The organism is Acidocella aminolytica 101 = DSM 11237 (assembly GCF_900129125.1).
Lineage (GTDB): Bacteria > Pseudomonadota > Alphaproteobacteria > Acetobacterales > Acetobacteraceae > Acidocella > Acidocella aminolytica.
Genome location: NZ_FQVJ01000031.1, coordinates 1 through 25,240, shown reverse-complemented (window position 1 = coordinate 25,240; position 25,240 = coordinate 1). Strand labels below are relative to the sequence as shown.

Sequence of the window (25,240 nt, the reverse complement as noted above, 5' to 3'; positions counted from 1 at the left end):
TTTTAAGATTTAATGCGTGTCCACATGATCGAGGCGGCGGGTTTTGCCGCCGCTATCGCTGCATAAATGTCGCTATCTGTTGCAGCGTCGAAAGCTTGTGAATAATCCACATAAGAGCCAAGCCCCACGCCGTAGCCGAGGGGCGCGTAAATCGTGGAGGTAGAAAGAACGTCTGCCGGTTGATAGCCCGCCATCAAGGGCATGCCTTGGGAGAGCGGCCTATATGCCGTTACAAACGCCTGATAAGGCAGGTTGAGGCTTCCATAACCCCCCGCCACGCCGTATGCTAGGCCAGTCCACGCGGGGGTTGATAAGCTGCCGTAGCCGCCTGTATCGCTAGGGTTTCTAGGCTCAAAGACTTCTGGCTTTCGTCCAGTAAGCTTGAAAATAGCAGCGATTAAACTTGCCCGCGTACCTGTCGGGGGCACAAGCGCCCCGTAAATCCGAGACCGAAAAGCGGGGTCTGTCTCGTTGGACTTTCTAAGGAAGTTAGGCCCAAGATAGTCAACTGCAAATATGTCAAGAAAGCTTCCAGACATGGTTGAGAGCCGAAGCTGACTAAACGCCCACTCCGTAAGGCTAAAGACCCAAGCCCAAACATAGGCAAGGCCATTCAATAGGCCGTCGAGAATTATCGTCTTGCTGCCAAACCATCCAAGAGGCAACAGCGCCTTTAAGCGCGTTACCATATCCGATTGATCGCCTGTTGCCATTACGAGGCTACCACGCTGGAAGCGCGAACAACCCCCATGGCTGAAGGTGTCAAGTCACTTGCCACCCCGTTAATCAACACATTTGTTACGTTTGAGATGTATTCGCTTGCGTTGTAGGCGATATTTGACACGCGAGAGAGCGAAAGGGTTTGGCCAATCGTCAGCCGGTTAATGAAGTTTGTTACTGAGGTTTGTACCGGGCCAATCAAGCTGCTTTTGATTGTAGAAGGCGCATCAAAGGAGAAAGTCACGGCGGCGGATGTGACGGTAGGCCCCTGTACTGAGTAGCTTGTGGCTACTGGTCGCTCCGCGTTTACAGCGCCGCTAACCTCCGCCAGTAACGCCGCTGAAGGGTTGCCGCTCCCATCATCAACCGTAACCACAAAATTGCCAAGCTGAGCGGTCCCCTGAGTGTTGACGTTTTCGGAGATGGCATAATCAAGCCCTTGCTGAACCCCCGCAATGGCCGCTTTAATCGCGTTTACGGTAGCCCCCGCGAGGCTGGCTAAAAAGAGCGGAAACCGGGCAATGCAAGCTGTATCGGATTCTGCATCCAAGCCTCCGGTAAACGCGGCGGCGTTCGTCACCGTGTCGATGCCTGAGATTGAATTGCCGAGCAGATTGACCGCTCCGGCCTGCACGTTTCCGGCTGCACCAGCGGCAGCCGCAACGGCTGGAACGGTAATGCTTGCCGTCCCGGCGGCCACGACATAGCCAGCCAGGGCGGCGGAATAGACAGGGTTTGAGGTGTCGGCTGTTACCGTGAAATATGCCCCCCCTGCGGTGCGTGCTTGATCGCCTACCGCGACAAAAGCCGAGCCGGTAGCAGTAAACCGCGAAAAGGTAAGCTGGCCCGAGGATGCAATGGCAGGAAGGCGCGACATGCCAAACTGCTCAATAAAACTGTCAACGTCGCTGCCAGTTGAGGTGTTTAGCCTTGAAACGGCTAGAACCTGCACGATTAGCCATTGCATCCACAAACCAAGCGCTGCATTGGCTTCCAAGATCGCCCGCAGCACTGAACCAACTGTGAGGTCAAGCAGCGTCGAACATGCGCCCTGCACCGCAGCCGCCGCACCCTGCACAAGAGAAGTGAAATTTTGAAGTGAAAGAGTCATTGCCCCACCGGCATCGAAAGGGTTTCTGTCTGTCCCGTTGCCGCGTCCACATAGCGAATGGTCGCGTATGTTTGGCCGTTTGGTTCCGCGTCAACTGTGATTGTAGGGGCCGGGTTCTCTGAAACACCCGCTTCAAGCGCCAACTGCTCCCGAATAACTGCTTCAATCGCTTCAGCGTTGGTTGGGCGCCCTACAAAAGCAGGAAGGCCGCCACCGTAAGGGAGGTGCCAGATGTAAGAAGCAGGCATTGACGAAAGGCGCCGCAAAAGGCGCTGTTGCGTGTAACGGCTTCCCGAAGCCGTGGCCAAGTCTCCGGTGGCGCTTAAAACAAGATCACCTCCGGCATCCAACGATAAATCAGCCACGGGCTATGAACCCGGTACGGGGGCGCTGGTCGTGAGCGTGGAGCTACCAAACTGAACCCCGGAAATTTTATGATCGTGATTTGCTAGGCTAACGGTTGAACCTCCCGAATCTGCCACAACGTCGTGTGTCGCATTTATGCCCCCGGTGACATTGAGATTTCCGCTTAGGTTCCAATCGGTTGCCGCGCCGTAAACATTGCCACCCGTAAAATGCAGCCACGCGCCGGGGGTGAAAATTCCAATTTCACCAGACTGAACCGGCTTATTTGTTGCCGGGCTAATAGGAGGCCGCGCCGTAGCGCTAAACACGCGGGCAATGATAGCCCAATGTTGCGCGCTGCCTTCCATGGGTTCTACAATCACCTGATCTTCAGGAATTGGCGGGACCGAAATAGACGCGATTCCCACCGCTGCGGCCCCGCATGGAAGCCAGCCGGTTAAGATTCCTTCAGGTTGGATGAGAACCTTAACCGCGTAACTGTCCGGGTCCACGCTTTTAATCGTGGCGTAGCGCGCTTGAGCCAGCCGCCGCGCAATGTCCTGCGAGCCGCGCTTCATGGCGTTTAAAAATTCATGCAATTAAATCACCGTTTGTTGCGTCCGTGGGCTTGAGTTTTTTGCCCTAATCGTTTGCGTAAAGCCGCCGTTACAATCCAAGGAGCGCCGTATTGAATCTATATAATAAGGCTGATCGAAGGCGCTCCCCGTGCTGGAAAGCTGCACCATTTGGCGCGGTGTCGTCGTAGTATCGGCTGGCATTTCAGTATGAATAACGCGCTCATGCCGCGATAGCTGCGCAAGCATCGTCTGGCCGTATTTGAGGGCTTCAGCCGGAGACAGGCCCGGCTTTACTTCAACGTAGTTTACAACCGTTGAGGTTGCGGTTGAGTGAACCCCCGGAAGCCTCACAACGCGCTCATAAGCCCGATTAGCGCGGCTGTCCCAACTTTTCACTGTCACTTCAATATCGCTTGCCAGTCGTAGGTTGCGGGAAAGTTGTAGGTTTTCCACGCTCATAACTGGATAGGGAGAGGCAACGAAGGGCGCTTTATAACTCACAACAATGGGCGAACCTGAACTAGACTGCGCCGGTTGGAAGTTGAGCGTATTTCCTGAAACCCAAAGGTCAAAGCCCTCCTTTTGCGCAAGATAAATTAGCAGGTTCCATTCTGTCGTTTGATGCGAAAAAGCGCCTAGCGTGACAGTGCTGTGTTCAAGCTGGTAATACTGCCCAACCAAGATTGTTGTTGTGGCTACATTTGGCGTTAGCCCATGACGCTCCGCCAGGAGCGTTGCGATTTCGCTTGAGGTTTTGTTCGGAAAAGCCTCTTGCGTTGGCGCGTCGATTAAGAGGGAGGATCTGTCACGGCCTGAGATGCGAACTACCTGTGGCGCAATATCAAAGTCCACAGTGTCAACAATGCCGTCAAAAAGCTGAACCCAGCTTTCCGAAGCCCCAGCGTTTGAGGCCGCAACGCTGATCTGAACATCTATGTTCTGTTGATCGGCCCACCAAGCAAGCGAATAATCTCCGCTTTTACCTAACGCTATCTCCGCCTCAAACGTATCCGCTCCGTAGTGCCCGGTCTGGTCAATGTCAGCGTGAATTGCGCCCGCCTGATCTGCGCCGTTTATCGTTATGCGCAGGCGTGGGGCAACAACCGAAGCCGTGGGGACTCCGGTTGAAGTAGGGTAAAGCGTTGTCATTACTGTTGAGGGATTCCGTCAGTTGAGGGCGGTGGTGCGCTGGGGATTTTCAAAGAAACCGGCGCAGTTATTTGCGGGTCGCTTAGGCCATTTATTTGCGCTAAAACAATCCACTGTGTTGCGTCACCCAGCTTTTCCGCTGCCACATGATACAAAGTTGTGTTTGATACTGTTACGGTCTCGCTCATTATATCGCCGCCTGAATGTTCGCCGCCATGCGTTTGACAAACCCATTGGCTGCTAATGTGTTGGCGAGATCGCCCGCCGCACTAGCGGCGGTGGTCAGGGCTGAAATCGCCGTTGCGCCATTGGAGCCGCCGATAACCCCCCCCACGCTGCTTGCTGCGTCAATCACCGCACTCATATTGCCGTCCGCTAGGGACGCCGCTGCGCCGGTCAGCGAGGAAGCTTTGTTGATTGCCCCCTGCACAGACAAAAAGGCCGCGCTCCCCCCCGTGAGCGCGCCAGCGATAGGCAGAACGCCCTGAACCGAAAGGAGGGCGCCTTGCGCATCAGCCAGGAGCGGCGAGGTCAGCGCATCGGCTTTTTTTACAATGCCTTGAACGGAGCTAACAATTCCCGTAATTCCAAGCGATTTCTGAACGTCTTTGCCGAGAGAGCCGAGAAGTGTTGGTTTTGGTGCGGGGGGTGGTGAGGGGACAACAATGCAACGCACCGAATACGGCAACAAAAAGCCGCCGGATTCATAACTGCAATCAAATTCGGCAATCACAACTTGCCGGTGGAAGCCGGGCCAAGTTAGCGCTACGGGGATGCCCGCTTTGCGCGCGGTGTCAATTTTTAAGGCTGTAGAGACGGCACCAGCACCGGAGAAGATGCCCGAGAATTTTATGTCTTTTTCATCAGCGCCAAGGACGTGAACAATTCGGTCCCCGCCGGGCAGTTTATGAACCGCCACCATTTGCGCGCCGCCAAAATTGATCTTTTCCGGGGTTGAAAGCCCCGTGAGATGTACCCCGGCCAGGGTAACGCCCCCACCAGCACCCGCAAGGGCACCAGTGAGCGCAAAAGCTGCTGAAAGGAAGCTCAAGGTTAACTCCCGCTGCTGGGGTAGAGTGGCGCGGCGCTGGGGTCAAAGGCTGTGCCGGATGCCGGCGGGCGGTTAGCGGCACGGGCTTGATGTTCGCTGACGTGTCGCGCCAAAACGCGGCCATCTAGCTTGATTACCGTGTGAACCTGCGTTGTGCTGTTATCCTTCGCGGGGGGCACATACTGAGGTCTAAAACCTACACCCGGAGCCGTTGGCGAAATTGTGGGGGGCGCCGTGGGTTGCGGCGGTGCCGAAAAAATCAAGTCACCGTTTTTTTCGCGTTTAGTAATCCAATGGGCCGGTGGGGCTGCTTTTTGTTCCGTTTGGGCGCCAATGATGACATGAGCAAGCCACTTGCCAACCTCATCAGCACCAGCCACCCCAGCGCCCACCATAGACCCCACAACGGCACCTGGGGCAGCGCCCACGCCACCAACAAAAGCGCCCCCGGTGGCGCCAGCCGCGCCCCCTACCGCTGCGCCCTCCGCCATGTGAATCAGCCACTTGGGAATTTTTGGGAAGGCGTCGCCTAGCGCTGCTATGCCCGCCGCGAGGGCTAGGAGGCCCGTGGGAGCCGCTAGGGCGCCCAAGGCAGTTACAGCCGCACCCACCACCGCAGCGCTGCCCATAACCACTGTAATACCGGCGATAGCGGCAACCATTTTCTCTATGGCAAGAATGTCTTTCGGATGCGCCGCCGCCCACGCTCCAAGCTTGTTGATTTCAGCCGTTACACGGTCAAGCATGTGATAGGCCGTTCCAACCATGGGGGAACCCAAGGCGGTCAACAAATTATTCCACGCTTGGTTAAACGCATCTAGCTGCGCCGTTGGCGACGTGTTTTGCATAATCTTGTATTGATCTACGCTTGTCGCCGTCCCAACATTTTTAATGTCTCGCTTGTCGGCTGTTTCATTGCGAAGCAACTCAACCAGCAACCCGGAAACGGTCTGCCGTAATCCGGTGTGCTGAAGGAATTTAACCTGTTGGTCTATCGTTTTGTAGCCGTGCTTTTTGAGGTCTGGAATAAGAACGTCCCAAACCCATTTTGCCGGGTCATGTCGCAAAAGGTCCGATTGTTGCCATGCGCCATCCCCAATGGCGAAACGCCCGCCACCGCCCTTGTGAACCTTGCGCGGGTCCAAGAGGCCAATTCCCTCAAAGGAGCGGACCGATTGCGAATAAAATTGAATGCCCCCCAACATTTGCGCTTCAAGAGAGCCTAGCCAGGTGCCCGCCTTGGAACCGCCGTTCGCTAGAAGCGTAGGGACAAAATCAAGAAACCCTTGTTCTGATAGCTGTGAGCCAGCCGCCTTGGCGCCAACCTGAAAATTGAGCATTTGGCGCGGGTCAACGCGGGCATTCGTGGCGGCGGCAATGCCTTCAGCAATGCGCGCCCACTTCAGCATATTGGCCGGGCTGATTTCCCCGGTCTGCGGGTCAACTAAGCGCCCGCTCTGATCTAAAAACTTTGCCAGGGCGTAGCCTTCGCCTTCGGAGGGCTTGCCGGTCAAATTCCCAAGAACGGCAACCACGCGGCCCATGGGGTTTGAAACCGAAACGGCCTCATTCATGCTGCCAAGCGTGTTTTTCAAGTCCTGAAGTAGCTTCAGGTTATCGGTGGCGTTGGAGGTCATGACGGTTTGCGTCATGCGCCACGCCGTCGCGGTAGCCTGCGCAACTTGCGCCTGCGACATGCCCGCCTGCTTCATGGCTGATTGCTGCTGAACGAAAGCTTGCCCCTTATCCACAAGCTTTGTCATTGCCGTAAGAGCGCCGCCCCCCAACATCACAGCGCCAAAGCCAGCCGCCGCAATCTTCATGCGGTCAAGACTGCCGGTTGTGAAATCAACCGATTTCTTCAGCCCCATCACGTCACGCTGAATTACATGAAGAACTTGCGAGACGCCGTTGGTCAGCGCTATGCTTACGCCAATCTTGTAGGCATCAATCAAGGGAGAGTCCTTTTGTTTGGTACGAAACAACGCAGCGTTTTTGGCTGGTTTTTATTAGGGGCCAAGCTGGCCTTTGTTGCGATCTTGTGGGCGTTTTTGCTTGGCGTGATTTATGTGAGTTGGTAAATTAACGCTTAAAAATATCAACCACAGTTGCGCCGATTATCTCCGCAACTTTTTGCGATGACTTAAACCCGGCCGCGCCGAATATGCTACGCGGCGGCAAATTGTGGGCCGGGTCGCCTTCCTCTTGCACCAACGCCACCTCGCTTGCAGAACCTACAACGGCGCCAGCGGCGTTGATAGACTTATGGATGCTCTGCTCTAACTCTCCGGTGCGGTACTCAGTATCATAAGCGGAGATGCGCCCCACATAACCAAGGGCCGTCTTTTCCTTAATCGTATCCGGCGCCAGGGGGGCCCAAGCAGGATACGGACCAACCGCGGGGTTTTCATCGTGGCCAATAAGGCCCTTTGCTGCGGTCTCCACAACCACGGCGGCGCGGGTTAACGCCTCAATTTTCTCATGCTCAACGGCAATCGAGAGGTCCGCCAGATGCCCAGCGAACCCCATTAAGTCAAATTCCCTCATGCGGAGGGCCTTTCACGCCATTTTAGGGCGGACCAATCGAAGGAATTTCCTTCAAACTCTCCAAAAACCACGCAATGCGCAAGCCTTTCATCTTCCGGCATGCACATAGCCACGTCATACGGCACCCCGTTTTTAACCAGCCAGAGGGCTGATATAAAGCCGGAGTGCGTTGCTAGTTTTTTGCGGAGGCCGCCGCCTCCTGGGCGGCAGCAATGGCGGCTTCAGCCTTGGCGTTCAAGTCGAGGGAGAGGGCTAAAAAGCCCTCGTCCCCCAGCCGCGCAATAGCTGCTTCAACCTCGCGGTCATTAGTTGGGCTGGCCGGAGTAGGCACGCCGTCAATGGAGGTAACAGAAGCGGCCATGGTTGCAAGGCGGACGTAAGGGCCGTTCTCAGAATTGTCCGCGCCCACAGCTTTATAAATTCGCGCCTGATCTAAGATGCCGAGGGGGCGAAAAGCGATCTTGCGCCCCTTCGCATCCGTAACAACGCTCTCAAGCGTTGCCGTTTTTACGGTCGCGGCTGACGGGGGGAGGGGGGTATTTTCTTCCATGGGTTACACCCTCTTGCGTGTGCTTGCGTCAAACTCAAGCGTTTGCTTGACGGCCTGATCGGCCTGATAGTTGCCTGCGTTGGAAAGCGAGATTGCCACGTTGTCGAAGTGATATGTGGTGGTAGAGCCGTCCAATTCGGTGATGTATTGGTAAATATCACACGAACCCAAGGCGCCGCTTGCCCAAAAGCCCTGCTCAATCTGAGAAACCAGCGAGTCAAGCGCATCGCTGGCGCGGTCAACCGAAAAAGAACCGCTCCAACCGCGCGGGACTTTTGCGTTAAGTGGTGGCCCGGTAAGCGGGTCAACCTTCACGTTATTAACGACCTGCTTCGCCTCAAAGCCGGTCACAATAGATAGTTTCACAGTGCCATAAGGCCCCTGCAAGGTCACTTGACAGTCGCGGCCTAGGTTAAACTGATTCGACATTCACTAGAGGGGGCGCGCCCCCTCTCCCTGAGTTAAGTTGAGAAATCAGCCGTTGGCCTGCGTCGCCTGCCGTGCGGGCTGAACAACGGTCTGACCGCCTTGCATGTTCACAATGAATTTCTCATTGATTGCCTGATAGGTCACGGCAGCATCCGCCTGCATGTAGCCGAGAGAGACGCGACTCTGCGGGTTGTTGCTTGCGTCGCAAATCACAGAATAGGGCAAGCTGCCATCTACAAGCAGCGCAAGCATGTTCTGCCCAAGCATGTTCTTCAGAAAGGTCAACATGGTAGATCGCGCGGAACGCATCAGCCCAAGGTTGATTGGATTACCCACGAATATGCCCATACCTGCCGCCAGGGTGGCGGCAATGTAATTTGTCATGCGCGTGTAGTTATCACCCTGAATTGCCGCGTCTGTGCTACTGTTGTGGCCGCCACGCACCGCCCAATAATTGCCGCCGGGCGCCGGGTTAGCAATTACGTCAATGCCCGCCAAAAGCAGCGCGGAAAGGTCCGCCGCCGAATAGGTGTTAAAAGTGGTTGAGCCGGGTGCCCCGGATTTCTGAGAGCCGACGATTCCATAAAGCGGCTTATTCAGGCTGCTTTGCTCCGGTGACAGGTTTGCCAGCCGTCCGGCAACAAACCCCTGCGGCGAAACCAGCCGCGTCACGTTGTTGGTTTGATCGTTCCAATAAATCCAGTCGCCAAACATGATCTTGGCTGAATAGTCATCAATCCCGGCGGCCGCTTTTGCGCTCACGGCGGCGGCGATTGTCTGGCTGGCCGGGCTGGCTAGAATCATATAGGCGCCAATGGTATAACCGAAAGCGGCCTGAACGCTCCATTGCGTCGAATCATCCGCATCAGCCAAAACACCAATGCTAACGCCCTGCTTCTCCAAGGCATACATGCCGGTACGCGGTGAAATGTCTGTACCTACCAGGGTGGAGGCGGTAACGGTTGAAGCGCCGTCCGTGCCCCCGCTGAATGTATAGGTAGCGGCGGCGGGGGAGGGCGGGGTTGCGGCGGTAGTGAAGCTTGCGGTCACAAACTGCGACGGGCCGCGCAACAACGTGCCGTTGTTGATTGCCGTGGCAACCGCCTGCCAGAAGGTGTTGAGGTCGGAAGAACTTGGGGAAGTCGTGGGAGGCCCTGGAATGTTATTAAACATCTCCGGTGCCTGCCCAGGCATGCCCACCGTCACCATCCAAGAATTAGCAGCGGACCCGGCGGCAAGAGTAACGGTCAGGTTGTTGCCTTGCGTCCCTGTATATTTGGCTGTGTATGTGGTTGGAGTGGTGGCATTGCTCACGGCTGCAACGTCTGTGCCGTCTGAGACGCGCACGCCAACAAAGCTTGAGGCGCCTTGTTGAATGGCCGTTGCAACTTGTGTGCCCATGTCATACTTGCGCGCCATGATCGGGCCGAAGGTGGCATTATATTCAGTCGAATTGCCGAAAACCACGGGAGAATCTAACGGCCCCCAACTAGCTGTGCCTACAACGCCAATAACATTGGTGGGGACGCCGTTGAGGTTAAGCACCTGCGGCGGAACGATCTGCACATAGAAATCTGGCACCACAAGCGCGGTGGTATTAAGAGAGCCTTGCTTTACAATCGGCATTTATTAGCCTCCGGCGGCCTGCGGTTTGGAAGGCGCCGGGCGCCGGGTGACATAAGAGGGGTGGCTTTTCAGAGCGGCGGCCACGGCCTCCGGTTCCGTAATCACGTCGCCAATGGAGTACGCGCCGAAAGCGGCGCGCACGGTCAGGGCAATATCCATAAAACCTCGGTTAAATTTGAATGATTGTGGATGGCATCAGATTGCCGGGCGGCATGTTCACCGCGCTCCCATCTGCCGTAACCGTTAGGCCCATAAAAAGCAGTTGGGCGGCTGCAAAAGCCTGTGTTGTTGCGTACTCAACCGTATATGTCAGCGTTCTACGCCACACGGTCGCAACGCCCGGCTTATCATCTGAGCGGCTGCTGTGATAAAGGAGGCGCCCGCTTGAACCGTCCGCCAGCGTCAGCCAGTTGACCCCGGCCAAGGCGCCGTCAATCGCTGCTGCCGTGGCATCCCGAAGCGCCGGGGTTGGCGCAAACACGGTTACAAGAAAACCCTGTTCTTGCCTGCGCATTTCTCCAAGCCATTGCCCCACCGCGCCAACGCGGGCCGCGTACACGGGAAGGGATGCGGGAAAAGTGATTGCGTCGCCCGAAGCTGTAACACCAACCGCGCCAAGAGCCGCAGCAAACGCGGCGGCGACGGTGCCGGGAGTATCGGAAGCCGTAACGGAGTGAATATAAGCGGTATTTCCTGCCAATATTCCAAAATTCTGCCCCGCTCCACCCGTCCCACCGAGCGTAATGACTTGCCCGCTCAAGGTGGCCGTAAGTGTAACCGTTGGCACCGTGACCATGGCGCCCCAATCAATCGGATAGCGCGTTGTAAGTTTCGTCATGTTGGTGGATGCGAACACGGACACGTTGACGATGCCTGCCGCGCCGTCATTGTCCAAATTTTCCGCCACCGGCCAGCCGTAATAGACCCGCGTATTTGCGCCGGTCACGCTTGCGGATGCGCCGCCGGGATAGATCGCGGCGGCGCACGCGCTTACCAGCGCGTTCGCAACGTCAGAAATATCAGCCATTAAGCCTCGCGCTGCGTTGCCGCTAGGCGCCATCCCATAGATGTTAGCTCCGCATCGCTCACTTGGAAGCGGGCGCCTGCTGAGTCCGTGATAAAATTATCGGTTGTGATGGTCACGCCAGCGATGGCCGGGAGCAAAACCTCTTTCCAGGGGGTGCGGGCATCACCCGGCAAGCCCACGGGGCCATTTTCCGGGGTGTGGGAGCCGCTTAGAATTGAGGCGGGCCAACCGGCCATGATTTCTTGCCGGGTGGCCTCCACGTCGCCCCCATACGGCTGCACCCCATAGCCTGCGGGTGCAGCCGCCTTGTAAACCGTAACCGTGGCGTTTGCCTGCACGGCAAGGATAGGCAGGAGCGCGTCTTGCCCTACAATGAAGAATGTTCCACCGGCGCCTTTGAGAATATCGCCTACGGCGGTGCTTCGGCCATCTAACAGGGCGCGCCACGTTGGCTTGCCATACCCTTGCGGGGCGTTGAATTTGTAATTCCCCGCGTCAAAAGCCGCGTAGATGGTGCCTTTTGCCTTGGCCATGGGCGCCAACGGATCTGTTGGCCGGAACTGTTGGTATAGCGCGCCCACGCGAGACGCGGCCTTGCCATACCCGGCCCATATTTTCGCCTGGATGGTTGCCGCGTCCATTAAATCGTGATTCTCCCGGTTGCCGCTCCCTCAAGCTGCGGCCCCGGCGGAATACCCACGGCATTGCATAGCTTGCGCCGCCATTCGTCAAACAGAATGGCGCGGTCACGGATTTCGTTTTGGTTGTGCAGCCAGACAGATGCTTGATTAGTGTCAAGGTTATCTGAGGCCGTGGCCTGCGCCGCTTCAAGCTGCACCAAGTAGTTTAGATGATAGCGCACCACTTGAAACTCGTAGGGCGCAAGGTTTGTCATGCGGTATTCAAGCAAGCCGTAGGCTTGGAAGAAACGAAACCCCCAAAAGCCAGACATTCCCGCGCCGCCATAGGGCGGGTATCCGCAAAACCTGCGCACGTCTGCCTTTTCCCAAGCCTCAAGCGCCGCTGTGCTGAAGTTGGCCGAATAATTGCCGCCTACTGGCGTGGTTGAGATTGTGGGGCTGTATGCGGTGGCGGGGGGGGCCGAGCCGGACAAGGCTAGTAAACCGTACCGGAGCCGCGCGATACATAGAGCGTGCCGGTTCCGGTTCCATCAGCGGCAAATGCGGCGCCGATGAAATTGTCAAATTTTGACACGCCAAGCAGCCGAGAGCCGCCCGGCGGGATTGCTAATCCGTAGGTTTGAGGCTCAGAGACCGAGGCCGCATTGCCTCCAAACAGCACAAAGGCCACCACAGTGCCCGCGTTGTAAATTAAAACGCTCTCGCCCGAGCCGGGTAGAGCGGCGTTGGCGGGCGCCCCAGTGCAAGCGATCGCTTGGCTGTCAACGCCCTTAAACGGTTGATTAGCGCCTACGGCCATCCGTTAAGAACTCCACGTTACCGGCTGCCCCGCCATTGCCGCCTTCAGCATTGCGTCCGCCGTGAAGGCAATGCCATTACGAAAGCTGAGAGGCCGCCCCTTATAGATGAGAGTAAAATCTGAGGTGGGCGTGCCCGTGGACATGCCGGGCGTAGCCAGCGCAAGAATCTGTGCCGTTGTGGCTTGATCGCTGACCATTCCACCCTGAACGATGGTGGCGCCGTGTGTGGCTTGCGTCATGCGTCATTACTCCAATCAACGTCAGCGCCACTCTCATCAAGAGCCGCACGCAACTCGCGCTCTGCCGTAAACTCAACGCCCGGACGAAATTGCAGGTGCCGCCCCCGGAAAATGAGGGGCGTGTGTTTCGCCACACGCCCCCGAGACATTAGCGGAATGTCAGGCGCCGGAGTGTCCGACGCCCCTTCCAAACCTTGCTTACGCGGCCTCGCCATTAGCCAACATGCTCAACAATAACCGCGCGCTTGTAGCTGGAATTGCTGGCGGTCCCGATGGTGGTCGGGCTGGTAGTCACGTCCGAAGGAACGCAGAAACCGCCAATCCAGTACCAAGACTGAGCAACGATCTGGCCGAGCCGGTCCATGGGGGCACGGGTGGTCATCGCCACATTGTCAACCATGTGAACCTCAACCGGGCCGCGCCCTCCCTGGTCCGCGTGGTCCGGGTCCGCCATGCCCTCAAAATCGCCCTCAATCAAGGCGCCTTGGCCGCAGATGATGGGGCGGCGGATTTTCAGACCCGCAATGCTGGGGTGCGCCTGAACGGGGGCCTGCGTAGTGGGAATGAACCGCACGCCCAGCATGTCGCTCACGCGCCCATATTTGAACACGTCATTCGATGAGGTCGCCCCCTGGAAAAGCTGCCGGAAATCCGGGTCAGAGAAAAGTTGCCGGGAGCTATAGGAATCCAAATAGCAGTTATATGCACCCTCAATTCGGGGAACGCCGTTCGCCCCCAAGAACGCAACCGCGTCCTGAATGTCGCTCATGGTGAACACATCACCAGCCTGCAACAAAGAGCTGTTCCCGCGCGCATTTGGCCGCAGAACGGTGGAAGCGTTAGCAGCCTGCACGGTGTTCCCTGCGGTCCCGTCCGCAACAGTCACGTTGCCGGAGAGGGTCAGCGTACCAGAAACTCCGCCCAAAAACTTCAGGCTTGAGGTGTTGTTAGCATCAACCGTATAGCCAACCACCTCATAAGTGTTTGAACCAACCGTTACCGTGAGAGGGTTGCTTGCGCCCACCGGCACCCATGTGGGGGAGGGGTTAACGCCCGCGCCGGGCGATGCGTTGGCTACGGTTCCAAGGGCGGCAACGCCCGGAACCTGCGTAAATCCACGAATATCATCCACGGCAATCGAAGGTCCAGCGGCGGCTAGGGTCGTGGTAACGCGGGTGTTACCATTAAAATAGCTGCCAAACAGAGCGTTGCGCGCCAATTCGTCAAGGCTGCGCATGGCCTGATCGCCATTGGTCAGGGCGTTCTGCAAGAACTGCCCCACGATGCCAACACGGGTTGTAACCGTATTCAGGTCGCCCGAGACAGCATACAGGTTTAGGCTGAGCGTAAACTGCTCAACCGGGAACGTGTTATTGCCTGGATTCATGCCGTTATCCAGGCCGGTATTGGAGGCGGAATTGAGCGGAGTGGTAACAGTCGGCTTCAGACCGGCGCGGGTCTTGGTGATGGTTTCGCCAATGCCGTTTGGAAAATCCTCGCGGTCAGCAATCGCGCGATAAGCAACGGCTGCACGCAAACCTTGCTCAAACTCGCGCTCCAAAAAGCCCTGCTGGATGATGGGTTGCAGGGCGGTGGGAAAATCAGAAATTGCCATAGGGCCTCAAATAAAAAGCCCCGGAGACCGGGGCGCGTTGTGTTGGTGGATGGTTGCGCAGGTTAGCGGCGGCGGCGCATCAGAGCCGCTTTCGCGGCGGCGTATTCCTCGGAGGTCATCTCCCGCGCGTTCTTACCTTCACCACCGGCGCCTATGGTCTTAGTCTGACCAGGTGCCTTTTCGGTGTTAGAGGTAGTGCCTTTCGCCGCTCCGGTTGCTTCCGCAAACCAATGGGCCTTGGTTTCCTTCAGCTTGGCAATGAACTCCGCCGCGCCCTCAAGGTCGCCCGCTTCATTCAACTTCAGGCCGGACACATCCACGCTTGCAAGGTCGCTCAGGTCACGGATGCCAGCTTTGACGGCCTCCGCCTTCAATTCAGCGCGAATTAACCGTGCCTCGCCGTCCGTGCGGACCTTGGCAACCGCTGCGTCCCGTTCCTGCTGTGCGGCCTGAACGGCGGCTTCAGCCTTGGCCTGCGCGTCGCGGGCCGCCTGCTCCGCAGCGGACACGCGCCCGCGTAGGCTGCGCTCGTAGCGGGTGGGTTCCCGAAGCCTACCGTCAATTTCCACGGGGTCGCCCGCGCGGTTGGCGTCATCGCTACCGCCGCCGCCATTTCCGCCGCCGCCTTCATTCTCTCGCAAAATCTGAGGTCCGAAGGGATAACCAAACTTGAACATGCGTCTTATTTCCTGCTCTGCTATGCCGCGAGGGTCATGGGCGCCGCGCTGCCGCCGTCAGGCGGGGGCGCCGGGCCATCCGGCGGCGGGTTTTTGATGAGGTGGATAGCCCGCGACACAAGGCCGCCAAGCGCCGTCAAATCGCCAAGGGTAAAGTCCTGCGGATTGCGAAAATGCTCACGCAGGAAATCCATAAGCCTTTCAGGGGGCGCATTGTTCACATGCCCCGTAGGCCACAAGGGGGCTTCCATCGCCAACCCCCAAAGCGTGCGCCCGTCACTCATTCGGGCACATTTTCGTTAGCCGTAACAGTTGCGGCCTGAGATTTCACGCGCGCATCCTCCGCCTTCTGGTCAGCGAGAATCTTTGTCAATTCTGCCTGCACGTCCTCAATATCGTAGAGGGGCGCCAGTACTGAAACAGCCGTTTCCCGGCTTAATATCCCGCCACCAACCGCAACCTTCAGTGCGGTTGTGAGGGCTTGCTTGTCCGTGTGCGTCGGTGCGTACCAGGGCGGCCAGCGTAAGGATATTCCTGCAAGGTCGAGATTTTCCACAACCTCCGCCGTAGAGGCGTCATCACCATCCGCACAGATTATAAGGCCGTCCTTCACCGCTGCGGAGGCGCGGCATATCATGCGGAGAAGGGCCAAAAGTCCGCCCTCCGCATAAGTAATCTTCATCCGGTCGGCCAGCCACACAAGCGATTGGTTCATCAGCTCCATGGCGCGGCCTGAACTGGCGGCAGAAAGCCGGTCTGCATCCGTCCGGTTTCCGTGGATAATCTCAAGAACAAGCACTCGAAGTGCCTTGAAATGCTCAAGAACAGCTTGCGCGGCTGTGCCGTTGATTTCCAAGAGTTTTGCGTCACTCTCCGGTTGAATGGAGAGCATACGGGCCGCGCCGCCGGTACGCTGGGGAGCCGCGCCGGTCCCCGCCGCCATGTCCTTCAACACAAGGGTTGGGTCGCTGCTGTACTTCAGCCCGCGCCCGGCCTGCGACATTTGATAGTCGCCCTCAATTACCGTGTCTATCGCTGGCTTAAAAGTGCAAGCCCCGTCAACACCCTCGCCCCCCGGAAGGTTCTTAATCCAAACAAAAGGGCAAAACCCAAGCGCATGTGTCACTGTGCGCTTTTCATCAACCTTCGGCTCAAAGTCCTTCGGGGTGCCACGAACGGGCCAGGGTTGAAACCACGTTTCCGCATTGTCATCCCAAACACGTTGAAACCAATGCAAGCCGCCCTTGGGGTCAACATCATATCCGCGTTCGATCAAGTCTGCCGGTGCAACCTTGTAGCGCTCACGCACTGATTTAAGCGTGCCGGGGTCATCAGCCAGCCACTCCGGCATCAAGTAAGCCGTGGGCAAAACTGAAAAGAATAGCTTGCGCTTCAACACGCGCATCAAGATGGCAACGGAGCCAACGGAGCCGAGCGTTGCCGCTTCGATCATGACGCTATTCAACTGCCGGGCCTTTATAATGCGATTTAGCGCGTCGGCTGTGTTCTGGTCTTTCGCCTGCACCGAAGGGAAATGACCCTCGCTGAACAGCAACGAAACGGCATCATCAACCACAATCCGGCAAAGATTCGTCTTGATGGACGGGCGGCGCTGGTCAAGCGGCACATACTCATTAGAGCCGTTTGTTTCCTCGCTGAACGCATAAGCTATATGGTCATACTGCGTTCCATCCAGCACCGCCCCAAGCGCCACCAAGTCACGGGTGCGCTCCGAAAAGTCTCTGTCTTGCGGCATTGTTTTCTTGAGGGAAAGCCAATCCATGCTCAACCGTTCCCGTCATGATGGACAACCGGCGGCAATGCTGTGCCACGCGGCGGTTGCGGTGCCTCGGAAAGCGCCACACACGCCACAAACAGCCAAAAGCAAGCCCACAACGCACGGCGCAGGTAGCTTAAAAACTCTTGCTCCGCCTCATGCGCGTAATCCCAAAATGTCAGCATGCTACCGCCCTATATTGAAGCCCTGGTTAAAGCGGGCGGGTTTGTAAGCAAAGCGGCCATAGATGAAGTAACCCGTTGCATCAACGATATGGTCAAACCCGCTCTTTTTGTCGGGGTCATTCGTGCCTTCAACGTATGTTTGCTTTTCATAAGCCTTGATGCTTTGAAGGCAGCACGGGTCAACATAGGCGCGAATATCGCCCGCCGCGTTGCGGAAGCGGGCGTTTGTCTCTGTGATGCGATCACGGATAAGGGGCGCTTTAGACATTGCCATGACGCTAAAACCGCGCCCCCTCAGAATAGAAATGTCTGTACGGCCTTGCGCGCTGGTGCGGCTTTGCGCTCCGGCAGGGTCCGGGTAAACCGTAATATGACCCACCTCAATCTCGCCCGGCGTAAAGGATGGCCGCCCATACCGATGCGCTATAACGTCGCTCATGTCGTCTGTGTTGGAGGTGGGCAGGATAATTTCGTCAATCTGCCTGATCGCACCACCATATTCCTGCCACACGGTTGCAGACATGGGATTCAGGTTGAAGTCCATACCAATATAAACCGGAAGCTCCGGCTTATATGGGCAATCTTGCACATGAAGCTTGCGGTCAAAAGCGTAAATGACGCGCCCACTATAGGTTACGAAACCCGCTTCATATTCCTGCTCATACGTCCGCGCATCCAAAATGCGCTTGGCGCGTTCAAGCTCTGCTTGCGGCACGTTGCCACCTTGAAGGGTGGTGTAATGCCAGGACTTATGATCTACCTCTCCGCCTTCCTGGCCTAAAACGTACTCGTCATAAAAATGGTCAAAGCCCTTGGGCGTGCCAATTTTCAGAGAGTGCCCGTGCGCCGTCGAAAGCATGGGCGAAACAACTTCAATCCACGCCTGCGGTGGAACGTCCGCCCATTCGTCGCCAATGAAAAAGAAAAGGCCGGACCCGCGCAAATTGTCATATAGGTCAAGCCCTACAATTCGCAGCGTATGCCCGGCCACAGTCGTTAGATGGCACTCGTTTTCGTTTTTGTGTTCTACCCAATGCGCCGGAATTGCACGCTTGAGACGAGGCCAGAAAACGCGCTTTGCCTGCTTGAAGGTGGGCGCGCCGTACCAAATTTCATTGTCAGGATGAACGGACCATTTTGCCGCGAGTTGCGCGGCCCGCTTCATTTCGCGCGCGGCAAGGTAAGTCTTGCCGAAGCGCCGCCCACATACCGCCGTCCTGAAACGAGCCTCCGGCTGAAAACCCCATTGATATATATTTGATTGTTTATGGGTTAAGCTGATCTGTTCAGGTGGTGGTAGTGGTCGGATTCTTGCCATTATTATTCCGTGAGAGCCGCGACGAGTTGGCCCTCGCGGCGATTACTTCAACGCGGCTTCATAGCTGCGCTTGCGCCATGTGACTCCGAGCGCGTCCATGAGATCGGCGGCGCAGCGGTCGCCAGGGGAGAGGTGTTCCGCCCCACTTTCATCAAGCCAAGCCTGGATTGCGGCTAATCCCGCCGGGGTGACTAACGCTGGCGCCTTCGCCCGCGCGGGGACTGGTTCCTGTGGTGTTAGGCTAAACTCGTTGACGGCACCTCTAACCCCGGCCCACCACCGCCTGCCGTCATCGTCAAAAACGGTAATGCTGTCGTCGGAATTGACCGCATAAGCTTTACCCTCCGTCCACATCCCACCCGGAGTCCCGCCCTTTCGGGTGCCAGCCCAATAAACCTTGTCGCCTGCTTTAAATTTCGCCATTTCGATAACTCCGGTTGCGCCGGAGTTAGAGCAGGGGCTTTGACGGCCCGGCTTCATCCGGCGTGGGTTCAGGGTCAGGGGTAAGCTCAAACGGTAGCGCCGCTTGCCCGGACGGCTGCGGCGCGTACTTCTCGGGCCGGTGCGCAGTCAGAAGGCGCAAAATCAGCGCGGGAATAACCTTTTTCACAAACATCGGCTTGCGAGTGTCAGGGTCAAAAATCAGCTTGCCCGCGCTTACCACCGGCTCAAGCGTGCCGTGACGCGCAAGGTTGAAGGCTTCGCCCTCAAGATCGTCAACGGCGGTCTGCATCACCTCATCCCAAAGCTCCGAAAATTCTTCATTCTCTCGCTTCAGGGCGTAGATTGCAGACCGGCCCACCTTGGCCGCTTTGCACGCGGCAGCAACATTCGGCTCCCGGCTAAGCGCTGCGATAAACGCGGCCTTCTGCCGTGCGGAGATTTTCACGCCTTGCATGATTCTTAACCTTTTTGGGCGCCTTGCTCCAACGGGCAACCGTGGATTCCTCCACCACGGCCCGCTTAACGGCGCTCTCTAATTCTTGAAGGCGGCTCGCTGTTATCTCACCAACCTTTTTCCACCCGGCGGTGGAAGCCGAAGCCACCACCGCCGGACGTATCGCTAGATCACCTTTGCCGCACCCCATAGCCGCAACGTCCGAAATCTCTGAAAAAGACACAGCGTTGCGATATGTCGCGCCGTCCGAAGGAATTAACGGGAACGCAACTAGGCGGTCAGAGGTAACGCCCCACACAACCCGCCGGGCCGAGCCGCGCGCTATCACATCGCCGCGAACGAATAGAATTGCGCGGGTTCTCATAATGGCCTCACGGTTCAGATGGTGGGGCGGTGCGCCGTCTTTCTGTCTGGCGCACCACCGCGATGATGAAAAAGTGATACGGCTTCCTGTTTCGCGTTCCTATACTCCAACTTGGAATACTTAGATTTTTTTTGCTGCGGCAGGGCGCCTAGAGCATATGCCCCAGGAACGCCCTGCAAAGCCTTAGAAGGCTACCGGGTGGCTGCGGCTACCGTGGCCTGCCTCCGCCGCGCCGTGGCGCCTACGGGCTAGATTGCCCGGCAAGAGGGGTGTTTCACGGATGCGGGAGCATTCCTAATCGGCCCCAATCCCCATTTTCCCCTCAGTGGTTTTCGGAAGGCCAACGCCGCTCATACTCGAAAAAAAGGGTATGGGGGGGGTCAATTCTCTACTAAACAGATGGTTATTATAGTACATCGTCAAAAAAGCTAGGTTTTCTGCGGGTTTGCGTGTTATTTTCGGCTTGTTTGTTCGTAAACCGCAACGCAACGCTATTGCAACGTATGCGATCAAAACGTGAGGATTTTCCTTGTTTTTCAGCGTATTCAAGCGCAACGCAACGCAACGCAACGCGCGGCAAATACTCAAAATACAGCGCAACACATGACATTGCAGCGCGATTGACGCGCAAAATTGAGCTTTGTTTTTTCAAGCGATATAGGGCGATTTTTGGCCCGACTTTCCATAATAAACGTTCTGTGTTTTTTATTGGCGCGCGTTTTTGCGCACTCGCACACGTTCAGAAGCAGCGGCGCGGCAACGCTCCGCAGCGCTGGCGCGCCGCCTATCCATGATATTCGTGATAGCGTGGCTACAACTGATAGCCGAATTATCTTTGATAGCTTAGAAATGGCGGATTTCTGCGATTTTTTGCGAATTTTCGCATTTTTCGGCCCTCCCTCCCCTCCCCGGCTTGCGCGGCCAAATTTTCGCGCGCGCATATATGTATTGTGCGATCAAAAAAACGCACGGAAGCTGTTGCGCCGCTCCGTTTCGCTTCGCTCCACTCTCGCGCCGCAACCCCTGCAATCCCTGGCCTTTTGCTGGCCCCGTGCAATGCCAGGAAGGCCGGGCAATCCCTGGCCGTGCCACCCTCCGCAATGCCGCGTTATTTTTTTGATATCATTGCTATCCATGATAGTTGACACACCACCTCAAAACGACGTAATGACGGTTCAACACGAATTACGGAGCCTACCATGACCGACACAACCCACCTTGAAGCCTTGCAGGTTGGCCTTTCCCATGAGCTATGCCGCCTAGCTGCGGCGAAAACCCCCCAGGAAATCACAATGCGCTCCGTGAAGGTTCGCCAATACGAACGTGAAATTGCAGATGAACAGAAATTCTTAAATCTTCCTGAAGACGGTCCCCTCCCTGAGATCACGGATGATGAATTGCTTGCGGCCCTTGGCCTTTAACGGAGATCACGAAATGTCAAAGCAAGTTGCCCTCACAATCCTTAGCCAGCTTGGCGGCCATAAATTTTTGACCATGACCGGCGCTAAGAATCTGGTCTCAGGCAGCGATAGCCTAAGCTTTACCCTTCCCGCTCGATTAGCGGTGCGTGGCATTAACCGCTTTCGGGTGACGTTGCAGCCTAGCGACACATACACGCTTGAGGCTTGGCGCTTGCGCAACCTAGACCTTCAGCCGCGCGGTATTGAAACCGGCATTTATGCAGAAGCGTTGCGCGACACATTCCGCTCTATGACCGGCCTTGAGACTTCCCTTTAAAAAACTCTATCTGTGCTATCACTGAAAGAACCGCTAACCATGAAAGCTTTTTCCCTCCCCCGTCACCCGTCCATTGTGTTTCGTGTTGCGCGTCACTACGCGGTGCAATCTGAACCGGCTGTATTCGGCATATCGCTTGACGGCGGAATCATGACGTGCGCCCGCGTCGCTGACGTTCTGCCGGTTGAATTGCCGCTTGACGGCATGCCTCATAATGAGGTAGCACAATGATACAACCACCCGCGCCTCGGGGTTTCAGGGGCATGGAGATTACGAAATGAGCGCTTCAACTGACGATCTACGCACGCTTGAGATTGACAAGCTTTTTGCGGAAACCACCCGCCTGAACGCGGAAACAAGCAAGATCAACGCGGAAACCCGCATGATTAACGAGCAGTTACGCGCGCACCCGTGGCTCCCGCTTTTCACCGCCATTATTGGCGGCGGCATCATTCCCGCTGCAATCGGCGCGTTGCTCGCGCTGTATCTGCACCATTAACCCCTTCCCCGTTCCCCGGCGGGTAATCCGGGGAGAGGTGAACCATGGCAAACCATCCAAACCGCAGCAAAACCGCGCGTTCTGATAGCGCGGCAGAGTTTTACGTGAAGCTGCAAAAGTTATTTGGTGAAGGCGCTCAATCGGCGCTTGCTCGCGCGCTTGGCGCGCTTGGGGACCGCCGGACCTTCAAAGCCCGGCTGCTCTCCATCTCTCGCATGGCGACGGGTGTTCATGCGGTTTCCGGTGAAATGCAAGCAATCGTTACGCTTTTAGGGATGCTAACTGCTTCTGAACGCTCCGCGCTCGCTTCATTGGAAAACGCGGACGGTTATCAACCGCATAGTAATGATCGCTCAGCCGCTTAATTGTGGAAATCACAATTCCGGTAAGGACTTGCCTATTTTCGCCCCTTGATTGCGCGATCTTAGCTAGGGATAGGCCGTCCACGACAAACGCAACAAGGATAGCCTTCCCGTAACTTCCCACCGCCTCGATTGCGTCTGTCAGTGCGGCGGATGCGTGGATGACGGCCACCCCCATGCTGTCAGGGCTTCCACCCCCTCCGGTTTTCTCGCTGTCGCGCGCACCATGCACCGCAAGCGCATAATCAGCGTAAAACCGTTCTGCTGCATGCAGGTCTGAATCGGTTAGAGAGCCGTTGCGGTGCAGCGCCATAACGCCGCTATCAATTCGCTCCGCTCCGCAGCGATCAATCACAACGTCAACATTGTGCAATTTCCGCTCTGAAGTGGCGCGCACCCGCTTGGCAGGTTCAGGGCGCGGTTTCATGGTCTGCCGGGCAACGGTATGAACGGTCTCTCTTATGGTCATGCGGTCAATCTCCTGCGGCTGTGATGCCTTGAAACAAGCTTCCGGTGGGATGGTAGCCGAAACCAACAAGATGCCCTGTAGGGTCTTTAAAATCGGTTTCCGGCTTGGTTACGGGCTGGTTACGCCCTTGGTTACAGCCTTGGTTACAGCCTTAGAGCCTTATTTATATATATATTTCAATAACATATATATATAAAAGCCGCGCGTGTAACCAATGTAACCACATACACAACACCCACCGCATGAAACGGTGGGTTGTTCGTGTGTGGGGTTCCCCGTGGTTACATTGGTTACATTGGTTACAACGCTGAAAACACAGCGTTTTTTAGTAACCAAAACTGTAACCGGGGCGGGTTACAGTTAACAAAACATCATGGCGGCGCCTCCATATTTGCCGTTTGCGTCAACATCAGCGGGCAACCTACGGGGAGGGTGTTTCTGTTCCTATAGCGTGTGAGGGCTTTTCTCTCTGGCGTGGGGGGCGGGGTCGCGGTGCGGCGGTGGACTTATGCCAGGGGAGCGGAGGGCCTGGTTTGGGGCGCCTGGTTTTAACCGCGGGCTTGCGAATGCTCTCAATCTCGCGGTTGTGAAGTTGGGATTTATCGGAATTATTAGCTATCATGGATATTATGGATAGTTGACATAGCCACGATAGCGGGTATTTGTATGGTACGAAACAACACCCCCCGAAAAATCCAGCTATGGAGTTTGCAGCATGAAAACCCGCTTTATTTTCCGTTGCGGAAACAAGGCTTGCGGGCGCGTATGGGCGCGGGAATATGATTCCCGCATGGTGCCCGTGGGATATGGGCGCAGCGTTCCGCGCTACGAACGCGAGACCGAAACGGGCCGCAAGGTTGAAGCCGGATATGATACGCGCTGCCCGTCCTGCTCCGGGATGCGCGCGCAAGCTTCCCGCGTTGCAGGTTTCCGCACCGCCCATGCCTGCGATGCCCGTTGCACTGAGGCAAAGGGCTTCAAGTGCGAATGCTCATGCGGCGGCAAGAACCATGGGCGCGCCCACCTAATTTGCGAATAATTTTTTTTCTAGTTGAGCTATCATAGATAGCTTGACTAGATACTTCAAAACGATGTATCAGAGATTTACCCGCGCCTCGGGGTCTCAGGGGCATGGAGCTAAGAATATGGACGCTGATTATATCAAACCCGCCGCAACCGCTAAGCTGGTCCGCGCCGCCCTCAAGAAGAAATTTCCAGGCATCAAGTTTTCCGTGCGGATTGCTGGCGGCTCGCTTAATGTCTCATGGGTTGACGGCCCGCTTGCCTCGCTGGTGGATGAGGTGGTGCAATCCTATAGCTCCACCCGCTTTGACTGCTCGATCGACATGGAATACCGCGTTGACAACTGGCTGTTACCGGACGGCTCCGCCATTGTCGCTGAAGATCGCGGAACGCTAGGCCAGAAGGGTTGCTGCCAGCCGGCACACAACCCCCAACCCGAGGGGGCAAAGTTGGTGCGTTTCTTCTACGGCTACAGCTTTTGCCGCCGCGAGTTTTCGGGTGCGCTTATGCGCCGCGTCCATGACCGGCTGACCGCTAAGGGCTTCCCTGGTGCTGATCTTGAGATTGACGAGGTGGCGGCGACATATAAACAGCGCTTTTTAGCCAACCCCTCCCGCGATCTTGAGAGCGAGTTTTTTCAAGCTCTCCATAGAACGCATTGCGCTGCACGCTAAGACAAAGCGGGGAGAAATCCCCGCTATTTTTTATAGAAATGATAGCATTGATAGCTTGACTAGCTACCTCGAATAGAGGTAATTGTTTAGTACGAAACAACCGGAGTTATGAAAATGGCTGCAAAATTCTTCAAGGCAACAATCGGGGATGTAACTTTTTTTAGGAAGTCCGCAAGCCGCGATTATAAGTTTGGCACTGTGATGTTGGGGGAGGATCGCAACCCGTGTTTAATCGGATTTTCCAACACCGGCCGCGCCGCCGCCGGATGGCAGGTAGCCCCGGCGGTTGAGATTACCGAGCAAGAGTTTAAGGTTTTGAATAACCTTAAAACCGAAAGGCTTGAGGCTTTATGGAATGCACATGAAGCGCAGGGTCTCCAAGTATGGCGGACCGCTCAAGCACGAGATTCTTGGGTAAGGTCTTAAGCGCAAGAGTAAGGGGGCTAAACGCCCCCCCTCCCCTCTATTTCCGCCATTGGCACAGCAACCACCCGCACCGGCAACCCGCCTCCAATTCTGAATTGCTTGCGCGGTAGCTCTGCACCGGGCGCGCGTGCAAGGGTGGTTTTCCATGCGGTTGCCCAAGGCGTGTCTTTAAACCACGCTGCACAATCAGCGCTAGACACAGCAACCATGAGATAAAGCGGGCCGCCAGCGTTGCGCGGCTCCAGGCTCCCCACCTTTATGCCGTGGCGGCGCAGCGCGCTTGCCGCATCCTCGCGGTTAATCACGCGGGCTGTCCCTCCATCACCCGGCATGTCATCCCCTCCGGCCATTTCTGGCGTGCTGTAGGGGGTTCCCACAATATCCAGCAACTCGCCAACGGGGA

General features: G+C 56.5%; 36 protein-coding genes. 9 read left to right on the top strand and 27 right to left on the bottom strand.

What is annotated here, in order from left to right; genetic code table 11:
- Window positions 1-2: 2 nt before the first annotated feature.
- From BUB54_RS14740 to BUB54_RS14705, 8 genes are all read right to left on the bottom strand, one after another.
- On the bottom strand, window positions 3-713 hold the full coding sequence (locus BUB54_RS14740) for a hypothetical protein (protein ID WP_048878264.1): 711 nt from the start codon (window positions 711-713) through the stop codon (window positions 3-5).
- On the bottom strand, window positions 713-1,831 hold the full coding sequence (locus BUB54_RS14735; protein ID WP_048878265.1) for a baseplate J/gp47 family protein: 1,119 nt from the start codon (window positions 1,829-1,831) through the stop codon (window positions 713-715). The genes BUB54_RS14740 and BUB54_RS14735 overlap by 1 nt, the downstream gene beginning before the upstream one ends.
- On the bottom strand, window positions 1,828-2,079 hold the full coding sequence (locus BUB54_RS14730; protein ID WP_083553820.1) for a hypothetical protein: 252 nt from the start codon (window positions 2,077-2,079) through the stop codon (window positions 1,828-1,830). The genes BUB54_RS14735 and BUB54_RS14730 overlap by 4 nt, the downstream gene beginning before the upstream one ends.
- Window positions 2,080-2,199: 120 nt before the next feature.
- Window positions 2,200-2,775 (bottom strand): hypothetical protein, encoded by a 576-nt coding sequence (locus BUB54_RS14725; protein WP_139284934.1) that lies wholly within the window; start codon window positions 2,773-2,775, stop codon window positions 2,200-2,202.
- On the bottom strand, window positions 2,776-3,903 hold the full coding sequence (locus BUB54_RS14720) for a phage late control D family protein (RefSeq protein ID WP_048878213.1): 1,128 nt from the start codon (window positions 3,901-3,903) through the stop codon (window positions 2,776-2,778).
- The gene (locus tag BUB54_RS14715) at window positions 3,903-4,091 is read right to left on the bottom strand and encodes a hypothetical protein (protein ID WP_073211873.1); all 189 of its coding nucleotides are present in this window, start codon (window positions 4,089-4,091) and stop codon (window positions 3,903-3,905) included. The genes BUB54_RS14720 and BUB54_RS14715 overlap by 1 nt, the downstream gene beginning before the upstream one ends.
- Window positions 4,091-4,954 (bottom strand): hypothetical protein, encoded by an 864-nt coding sequence (locus BUB54_RS14710; RefSeq protein WP_048878214.1) that lies wholly within the window; start codon window positions 4,952-4,954, stop codon window positions 4,091-4,093. The genes BUB54_RS14715 and BUB54_RS14710 overlap by 1 nt, the downstream gene beginning before the upstream one ends.
- 2 nt (window positions 4,955-4,956) lie before the next feature.
- Complete coding sequence (locus BUB54_RS14705; protein WP_139284933.1) at window positions 4,957-6,651, bottom strand: hypothetical protein; 1,695 nt, start codon at window positions 6,649-6,651, stop codon at window positions 4,957-4,959.
- Between the two features lie 21 nt (window positions 6,652-6,672).
- Here BUB54_RS14705 and BUB54_RS21215 point away from each other — a divergent pair, with 21 nt between their 5' ends.
- Window positions 6,673-7,035, top strand: coding sequence for a hypothetical protein (locus tag BUB54_RS21215; protein WP_139284932.1), 363 nt, complete (start codon window positions 6,673-6,675; stop codon window positions 7,033-7,035).
- A gap of 1 nt (window position 7,036) precedes the next feature.
- Here the strand turns inward: BUB54_RS21215 and BUB54_RS14700 are convergent, their stop codons facing one another.
- The 18 genes from BUB54_RS14700 to BUB54_RS14625 form a co-directional block, all read right to left on the bottom strand.
- Entirely contained in the window at window positions 7,037-7,501 is a 465-nt protein-coding gene (locus BUB54_RS14700) for a phage virion morphogenesis protein (protein WP_139284931.1), read from the bottom strand.
- 172 nt (window positions 7,502-7,673) lie between these two features.
- Complete coding sequence (locus BUB54_RS14695; RefSeq protein ID WP_048878217.1) at window positions 7,674-8,051, bottom strand: hypothetical protein; 378 nt, start codon at window positions 8,049-8,051, stop codon at window positions 7,674-7,676.
- Window positions 8,052-8,054: 3 nt separating this feature from the next.
- Complete coding sequence (locus tag BUB54_RS14690; protein WP_048878218.1) at window positions 8,055-8,480, bottom strand: hypothetical protein; 426 nt, start codon at window positions 8,478-8,480, stop codon at window positions 8,055-8,057.
- Window positions 8,481-8,525: 45 nt separating this feature from the next.
- Window positions 8,526-10,106, bottom strand: a complete 1,581-nt coding sequence (locus BUB54_RS14685; protein ID WP_048878219.1) for a phage tail sheath protein — start codon at window positions 10,104-10,106, stop codon at window positions 8,526-8,528.
- Between the two features lie 3 nt (window positions 10,107-10,109).
- Entirely contained in the window at window positions 10,110-10,265 is a 156-nt protein-coding gene (locus BUB54_RS20920) for a hypothetical protein (RefSeq protein WP_175556525.1), read from the bottom strand.
- Between the two features lie 10 nt (window positions 10,266-10,275).
- Entirely contained in the window at window positions 10,276-11,133 is an 858-nt protein-coding gene (locus BUB54_RS14680) for a hypothetical protein (protein WP_048878220.1), read from the bottom strand.
- Window positions 11,133-11,774 carry a hypothetical protein gene (locus BUB54_RS14675; RefSeq protein WP_048878221.1) on the bottom strand — a complete coding sequence of 214 codons (642 nt, stop codon included), beginning with the start codon at window positions 11,772-11,774 and terminating at the stop codon, window positions 11,133-11,135. Before BUB54_RS14675 ends, BUB54_RS14680 begins: the two co-directional genes overlap by 1 nt.
- Window positions 11,774-12,028: a hypothetical protein gene (locus tag BUB54_RS14670; protein WP_244890793.1), complete on the bottom strand. Its 255-nt coding sequence runs from the start codon at window positions 12,026-12,028 to the stop codon at window positions 11,774-11,776. Before BUB54_RS14670 ends, BUB54_RS14675 begins: the two co-directional genes overlap by 1 nt.
- Before the next feature lie 221 nt (window positions 12,029-12,249).
- A complete protein-coding gene (locus BUB54_RS14665; RefSeq protein ID WP_048878222.1) occupies window positions 12,250-12,573 on the bottom strand; it encodes a hypothetical protein in 324 nt (107 codons plus the stop codon).
- Between the two features lie 3 nt (window positions 12,574-12,576).
- Complete coding sequence (locus tag BUB54_RS14660) at window positions 12,577-12,813, bottom strand: hypothetical protein (protein ID WP_048878223.1); 237 nt, start codon at window positions 12,811-12,813, stop codon at window positions 12,577-12,579.
- A 214-nt stretch (window positions 12,814-13,027) separates the two neighbouring features.
- Window positions 13,028-14,428, bottom strand: coding sequence for a hypothetical protein (locus BUB54_RS14650; RefSeq protein WP_048878225.1), 1,401 nt, complete (start codon window positions 14,426-14,428; stop codon window positions 13,028-13,030).
- A gap of 62 nt (window positions 14,429-14,490) precedes the next feature.
- Complete coding sequence (locus BUB54_RS14645; protein ID WP_048878226.1) at window positions 14,491-15,105, bottom strand: phage scaffolding protein; 615 nt, start codon at window positions 15,103-15,105, stop codon at window positions 14,491-14,493.
- Window positions 15,106-15,125: 20 nt separating this feature from the next.
- Window positions 15,126-15,389 carry a hypothetical protein gene (locus BUB54_RS20375; protein ID WP_139284930.1) on the bottom strand — a complete coding sequence of 88 codons (264 nt, stop codon included), beginning with the start codon at window positions 15,387-15,389 and terminating at the stop codon, window positions 15,126-15,128.
- Window positions 15,386-16,861, bottom strand: coding sequence for a phage portal protein (locus BUB54_RS14640; RefSeq protein WP_175556524.1), 1,476 nt, complete (start codon window positions 16,859-16,861; stop codon window positions 15,386-15,388). The genes BUB54_RS20375 and BUB54_RS14640 overlap by 4 nt, the downstream gene beginning before the upstream one ends.
- A 29-nt stretch (window positions 16,862-16,890) precedes the next feature.
- Window positions 16,891-17,067 carry a hypothetical protein gene (locus BUB54_RS20915; protein WP_158320087.1) on the bottom strand — a complete coding sequence of 59 codons (177 nt, stop codon included), beginning with the start codon at window positions 17,065-17,067 and terminating at the stop codon, window positions 16,891-16,893.
- A 1-nt stretch (window position 17,068) separates the two neighbouring features.
- Window positions 17,069-18,232, bottom strand: a complete 1,164-nt coding sequence (locus BUB54_RS14635) for a hypothetical protein (protein WP_199444679.1) — start codon at window positions 18,230-18,232, stop codon at window positions 17,069-17,071.
- 195 nt (window positions 18,233-18,427) lie between these two features.
- Complete coding sequence (locus tag BUB54_RS14630) at window positions 18,428-18,808, bottom strand: hypothetical protein (RefSeq protein WP_048878228.1); 381 nt, start codon at window positions 18,806-18,808, stop codon at window positions 18,428-18,430.
- 25 nt (window positions 18,809-18,833) lie between these two features.
- Entirely contained in the window at window positions 18,834-19,283 is a 450-nt protein-coding gene (locus tag BUB54_RS14625) for a hypothetical protein (RefSeq protein ID WP_048878229.1), read from the bottom strand.
- An 831-nt stretch (window positions 19,284-20,114) separates the two neighbouring features.
- Here BUB54_RS14625 and BUB54_RS14620 point away from each other — a divergent pair.
- The 8 genes from BUB54_RS14620 (at window position 20,115) to BUB54_RS14585 (ending at window position 24,837) form a co-directional block, all read left to right on the top strand.
- Window positions 20,115-20,441 (top strand): hypothetical protein, encoded by a 327-nt coding sequence (locus BUB54_RS14620; RefSeq protein ID WP_148359181.1) that lies wholly within the window; start codon window positions 20,115-20,117, stop codon window positions 20,439-20,441.
- A gap of 405 nt (window positions 20,442-20,846) precedes the next feature.
- Window positions 20,847-21,068: a hypothetical protein gene (locus tag BUB54_RS14615; RefSeq protein ID WP_048878230.1), complete on the top strand. Its 222-nt coding sequence runs from the start codon at window positions 20,847-20,849 to the stop codon at window positions 21,066-21,068.
- A 13-nt stretch (window positions 21,069-21,081) separates the two neighbouring features.
- Window positions 21,082-21,384: a hypothetical protein gene (locus tag BUB54_RS14610; protein WP_048878231.1), complete on the top strand. Its 303-nt coding sequence runs from the start codon at window positions 21,082-21,084 to the stop codon at window positions 21,382-21,384.
- A gap of 277 nt (window positions 21,385-21,661) precedes the next feature.
- Window positions 21,662-21,883, top strand: coding sequence for a hypothetical protein (locus tag BUB54_RS14605; RefSeq protein ID WP_048878232.1), 222 nt, complete (start codon window positions 21,662-21,664; stop codon window positions 21,881-21,883).
- Window positions 21,884-21,927: 44 nt separating this feature from the next.
- Complete coding sequence (locus BUB54_RS20910; RefSeq protein ID WP_175556523.1) at window positions 21,928-22,248, top strand: hypothetical protein; 321 nt, start codon at window positions 21,928-21,930, stop codon at window positions 22,246-22,248.
- A 1,181-nt stretch (window positions 22,249-23,429) separates the two neighbouring features.
- Window positions 23,430-23,753, top strand: coding sequence for a hypothetical protein (locus BUB54_RS14595; RefSeq protein WP_048878234.1), 324 nt, complete (start codon window positions 23,430-23,432; stop codon window positions 23,751-23,753).
- A gap of 106 nt (window positions 23,754-23,859) precedes the next feature.
- Entirely contained in the window at window positions 23,860-24,411 is a 552-nt protein-coding gene (locus BUB54_RS14590; protein WP_048878235.1) for an LPD29 domain-containing protein, read from the top strand.
- A gap of 114 nt (window positions 24,412-24,525) precedes the next feature.
- Window positions 24,526-24,837: a hypothetical protein gene (locus tag BUB54_RS14585; protein ID WP_073211864.1), complete on the top strand. Its 312-nt coding sequence runs from the start codon at window positions 24,526-24,528 to the stop codon at window positions 24,835-24,837.
- Window positions 24,838-24,854: 17 nt separating this feature from the next.
- On the opposite strand, the gene BUB54_RS20905 is transcribed toward BUB54_RS14585, so the two are convergent.
- Window positions 24,855-25,240: hypothetical protein (locus tag BUB54_RS20905; RefSeq protein ID WP_175556522.1), on the bottom strand; the 386-nt coding region annotated here is incomplete at its 5' end.

Excerpts from the sequence above, each read along its gene's own strand:
- BUB54_RS14680 (WP_048878220.1), bottom strand. The coding sequence starts at position 11,133 with ATGGCTGATATTTCTGACGTTGCGAACGCGCTGGTAAGCGCGTGCGCC.
- BUB54_RS14595 (WP_048878234.1), top strand. The coding sequence starts at position 23,430 with ATGAAAACCCGCTTTATTTTCCGTTGCGGAAACAAGGCTTGCGGGCGC.
- BUB54_RS14670 (WP_244890793.1), bottom strand. The coding sequence starts at position 12,028 with ATGACAAACCTTGCGCCCTACGAGTTTCAAGTGGTGCGCTATCATCTA.
- BUB54_RS14720 (WP_048878213.1), bottom strand. The coding sequence starts at position 3,903 with ATGACAACGCTTTACCCTACTTCAACCGGAGTCCCCACGGCTTCGGTT.
- BUB54_RS14650 (WP_048878225.1), bottom strand. The coding sequence starts at position 14,428 with ATGGCAATTTCTGATTTTCCCACCGCCCTGCAACCCATCATCCAGCAG.
- BUB54_RS14715 (WP_073211873.1), bottom strand. The coding sequence starts at position 4,091 with ATGAGCGAGACCGTAACAGTATCAAACACAACTTTGTATCATGTGGCA.
- BUB54_RS14640 (WP_175556524.1), bottom strand. The coding sequence starts at position 16,861 with ATGCCGCAAGACAGAGACTTTTCGGAGCGCACCCGTGACTTGGTGGCG.
- BUB54_RS14585 (WP_073211864.1), top strand. The coding sequence starts at position 24,526 with ATGGCTGCAAAATTCTTCAAGGCAACAATCGGGGATGTAACTTTTTTT.
- BUB54_RS14700 (WP_139284931.1), bottom strand. The coding sequence starts at position 7,501 with ATGAGGGAATTTGACTTAATGGGGTTCGCTGGGCATCTGGCGGACCTC.
- BUB54_RS14625 (WP_048878229.1), bottom strand. The coding sequence starts at position 19,283 with ATGCAAGGCGTGAAAATCTCCGCACGGCAGAAGGCCGCGTTTATCGCA.
- BUB54_RS14740 (WP_048878264.1), bottom strand. The coding sequence starts at position 713 with ATGGCAACAGGCGATCAATCGGATATGGTAACGCGCTTAAAGGCGCTG.
- BUB54_RS14635 (WP_199444679.1), bottom strand. The coding sequence starts at position 18,232 with ATGAAGCGGGCCGCGCAACTCGCGGCAAAATGGTCCGTTCATCCTGAC.
- BUB54_RS14610 (WP_048878231.1), top strand. The coding sequence starts at position 21,082 with ATGTCAAAGCAAGTTGCCCTCACAATCCTTAGCCAGCTTGGCGGCCAT.
- BUB54_RS14665 (WP_048878222.1), bottom strand. The coding sequence starts at position 12,573 with ATGGCCGTAGGCGCTAATCAACCGTTTAAGGGCGTTGACAGCCAAGCG.
- BUB54_RS20920 (WP_175556525.1), bottom strand. The coding sequence starts at position 10,265 with ATGGATATTGCCCTGACCGTGCGCGCCGCTTTCGGCGCGTACTCCATT.
- BUB54_RS20910 (WP_175556523.1), top strand. The coding sequence starts at position 21,928 with ATGGCAAACCATCCAAACCGCAGCAAAACCGCGCGTTCTGATAGCGCG.
- BUB54_RS14615 (WP_048878230.1), top strand. The coding sequence starts at position 20,847 with ATGACCGACACAACCCACCTTGAAGCCTTGCAGGTTGGCCTTTCCCAT.
- BUB54_RS14605 (WP_048878232.1), top strand. The coding sequence starts at position 21,662 with ATGAGCGCTTCAACTGACGATCTACGCACGCTTGAGATTGACAAGCTT.
- BUB54_RS14735 (WP_048878265.1), bottom strand. The coding sequence starts at position 1,831 with ATGACTCTTTCACTTCAAAATTTCACTTCTCTTGTGCAGGGTGCGGCG.
- BUB54_RS14630 (WP_048878228.1), bottom strand. The coding sequence starts at position 18,808 with ATGGCGAAATTTAAAGCAGGCGACAAGGTTTATTGGGCTGGCACCCGA.
- BUB54_RS14685 (WP_048878219.1), bottom strand. The coding sequence starts at position 10,106 with ATGCCGATTGTAAAGCAAGGCTCTCTTAATACCACCGCGCTTGTGGTG.
- BUB54_RS14730 (WP_083553820.1), bottom strand. The coding sequence starts at position 2,079 with ATGCCTGCTTCTTACATCTGGCACCTCCCTTACGGTGGCGGCCTTCCT.
- BUB54_RS20915 (WP_158320087.1), bottom strand. The coding sequence starts at position 17,067 with ATGCTGACATTTTGGGATTACGCGCATGAGGCGGAGCAAGAGTTTTTA.
- BUB54_RS14705 (WP_139284933.1), bottom strand. The coding sequence starts at position 6,651 with ATGTCGCAGGCGCAAGTTGCGCAGGCTACCGCGACGGCGTGGCGCATG.
- BUB54_RS14675 (WP_048878221.1), bottom strand. The coding sequence starts at position 11,774 with ATGGACGCGGCAACCATCCAGGCGAAAATATGGGCCGGGTATGGCAAG.
- BUB54_RS14645 (WP_048878226.1), bottom strand. The coding sequence starts at position 15,105 with ATGTTCAAGTTTGGTTATCCCTTCGGACCTCAGATTTTGCGAGAGAAT.
- BUB54_RS14695 (WP_048878217.1), bottom strand. The coding sequence starts at position 8,051 with ATGGAAGAAAATACCCCCCTCCCCCCGTCAGCCGCGACCGTAAAAACG.
- BUB54_RS20375 (WP_139284930.1), bottom strand. The coding sequence starts at position 15,389 with ATGAGTGACGGGCGCACGCTTTGGGGGTTGGCGATGGAAGCCCCCTTG.
- BUB54_RS14660 (WP_048878223.1), bottom strand. The coding sequence starts at position 12,813 with ATGACGCAAGCCACACACGGCGCCACCATCGTTCAGGGTGGAATGGTC.
- BUB54_RS14590 (WP_048878235.1), top strand. The coding sequence starts at position 23,860 with ATGGACGCTGATTATATCAAACCCGCCGCAACCGCTAAGCTGGTCCGC.
- BUB54_RS14690 (WP_048878218.1), bottom strand. The coding sequence starts at position 8,480 with ATGTCGAATCAGTTTAACCTAGGCCGCGACTGTCAAGTGACCTTGCAG.